This window comes from Sulfurimonas sp., from assembly GCF_019429335.1.
Lineage (GTDB): Bacteria > Campylobacterota > Campylobacteria > Campylobacterales > Sulfurimonadaceae > Sulfurimonas.
Map to the genome: position 1 here is coordinate 1 of NZ_JAHYJB010000061.1, position 2,462 is coordinate 2,462.

Annotated in this window: 4 protein-coding genes; all 4 read left to right on the forward strand. The window is 36.5% G+C overall.

All coding sequences use genetic code 11. The features are described from left to right. Nucleotides 1-132: 132 nt before the first annotated feature. From K0A91_RS10790 to K0A91_RS10805, 4 genes are read left to right on the forward strand one after another with little or no spacing between them, the layout of a single operon-like run. Nucleotides 133-381: a hypothetical protein gene (locus K0A91_RS10790; RefSeq protein WP_295010193.1), complete on the forward strand. Its 249-nt coding sequence runs from the start codon at nt 133-135 to the stop codon at nt 379-381. 2 nt (nt 382-383) lie between these two features. Next, nucleotides 384-965, forward strand: coding sequence for a hypothetical protein (locus K0A91_RS10795; protein ID WP_295010194.1), 582 nt, complete (start codon nt 384-386; stop codon nt 963-965). Beyond that, entirely contained in the window at nt 962-1,594 is a 633-nt protein-coding gene (locus K0A91_RS10800; RefSeq protein WP_295010195.1) for a MotA/TolQ/ExbB proton channel family protein, read from the forward strand. The genes K0A91_RS10795 and K0A91_RS10800 overlap by 4 nt, the downstream gene beginning before the upstream one ends. Before the next feature lies 1 nt (nt 1,595). Next, the gene (locus K0A91_RS10805) at nt 1,596-2,216 is read left to right on the forward strand and encodes a hypothetical protein (protein WP_295010196.1); all 621 of its coding nucleotides are present in this window, start codon (nt 1,596-1,598) and stop codon (nt 2,214-2,216) included. The last annotated feature ends 246 nt before the right edge of the window (nt 2,217-2,462 follow it).

A 2,462-nucleotide genomic window follows, 5' to 3' on the forward strand; every position in this document is an offset into this window, starting at 1 on the left:
ATTATGAGCAAGTGATAGACTCCTTGGAGATTTAATAGAACTCTAAAGCTCTATCATTGATCTAAAAAAATGTGATCATCTTGCTTATCTCTTTACATGTAATTATATTAAATTTATTAGTAGGAGTTAAACATGCAAGAACTAGTAGAAAAACTCAAAGGTATGAAAAGTGCCACAAAAGCGCAATATGATGCGATGATTGAGAGCCATGCATATAAGGAGGTGATTAAAAACCTTAAAGAGGCAGGACTTGAAAAAGATGATTTATCTGATGAGGAGTTTCATGCACTTTTGAGTGAGCAAAAAAAGAGAGCAAACTCCTTTGCAAAAGGTGCTTTAGGTGCTTCTGGGATATTTCTCTTTTTAGAACTCTTAGGTTAATCATGTCAAAGATAGCACTACTAGATGGACTCTTAAAAGAGTATCGTAAATGGACGCTCAAGCTCAAAAGCGCTTCTCAAAATATTGAAGACAACATTTTGCAAAAAGATATAAACTCTAAACTCGAAGAGAAGGTCGCAAGCATAATTATCTCTTCCGTACTTGTTTATATCGTCATTGGGATCGTCGGTCTCTTTGGGGTGAGTGTCGGCGGAGTGTGGGGTGTAGTTGTTTTTGCTATCGGGTGGCTCCTTTCTAAAGCAATCAACAAAAAAGTGTTTGGAAGTGAGAGAGCGGTTGAATCACTCAAAGAGGAAGAGAAGCTTCTGCTTGAGAAGTTAGAGCAACTAAACCATAGACATGAAGAGATGCGAAGTCACCTACCAGCGATGCCTGTCTTTTTTACGAACTATCCATCACTCAAAAGAGAGTTTGGAGAGATGATCAACAGACTTCTGACATATAACGCCTCAAATTTGGCGCTTAAATATAGATACAGACATGCTTATCTTGTCAAAAAGTATCAAAATGAAGTCAATACATTTCATAAAATCTACGCAAATAAAAAGGAATCTAGCAAATGATGACCAATGCCATAACTTTAACAATCAGCATAATGATAGTGGCTCTTTTTATTCAGAGCATTAAAAACAGAGGAAGAAGTTTCAAAAACGAGATAGTAAGCCTTGGAATACTAGGAACTTTTATAGGTATAGCTATCGGTCTTTATCACTTTGATGTGACAAATATAAAAGAGAGCATGCCACAGCTTCTTGAGGGGCTTAAGACTGCATTTGTTACCTCTGGGATGGGGATATTTTTCTCCATACTCCTCTCCATCTTTAAGCCACAAGCCACAAAAAAAGAGGAAGTTATCTACGCGCTTGAAGAAGTTGTCAAAGATTTTAACAAAAAACTGACTGAACAGTTTGGAGACAACTTCAAGCAGTTAAATGATGCGGTAAAAAATATGATTCTCTGGCAGGATAACTATAAGAGTCATATTCAAGAGAGTGAACAAAGCATTAGCCATATTATCAAAGAGCTTAAACACATCTCTCTTGCAAAAGAGAGCGAACAAGCAAATATCCAAAAACTCATAGACAATCTTACCTCTTCAAGCGATAAGGTTAAAGTATCACTTGAAGAGACAACCGACATCGTTAAAGAAAATATGCAGCTGCTGCTGCGTGAAGCAAACGGGAGACTCTAAGATGCAAGATAGTGAGAGCAACTGGATCAATATAGCAGATGTTATGTCAGCGCTTATGATGATATTTATGTTTATATCTATCTCTTTTTTATACCAACTCCTTAGTGAAAAAGAGAACTATAAAATAGAGTTAAACAAAGCACTTCATGAAGAGTTTGACAAGGATTTGACGAAATGGCAAGCTCTCATTACAGATGATAACATCATGCGCTTCAATTCGCCATTTGAAACAGGTGGTGCGGAAGTACCTGAAGCTTTTTATGAGTTACTCCAAGATTTTTTCCCTCGCTACATCAAAGTGTTAAGTGATGCCAAATTTAAAAGTGAAATAGATGAGATACGGGTCGAAGGACATACTTCAAATGGATGGGGAAGTGTTGCAGATACAAGAGAAGTCTATCTAAAAAATATGCGCCTCTCTCAAGAAAGAGCCAGCAATGTGCTCTCGCTATGCTACGGTTTGGATGATTTTTTTATTAGAAACAACATCAAGTGGCTCGAAGCAAATCTAAGAGCAAACGGAATGGCTTTTTCAAAACCGCTTTATTTTGAAAAATCTCAAACAGAGGACACTGAACGTTCCAAAAGAGTCGAATTTAAAGTAATCACCAAAGATAAATAGGCTCATAGACAAGATGCGTCTATAGTTTTTTCTATACTTTTTTTATATTTGATTACCAAGGGGGTAAATATGTAAAAAACACTCTCATGCTATAAAAATAAAATCACAACAAAAGGAAGATGCATATAACGGTTTATCCGGACACCTCTGTCGGTTTCATTCGGACAGTTGAAGAAGAGATATTTTCTGTGGCGATATTTTAGCATAAGTGTCCGAATGATTTTTTATTTCTCTTGGATTTTTTCT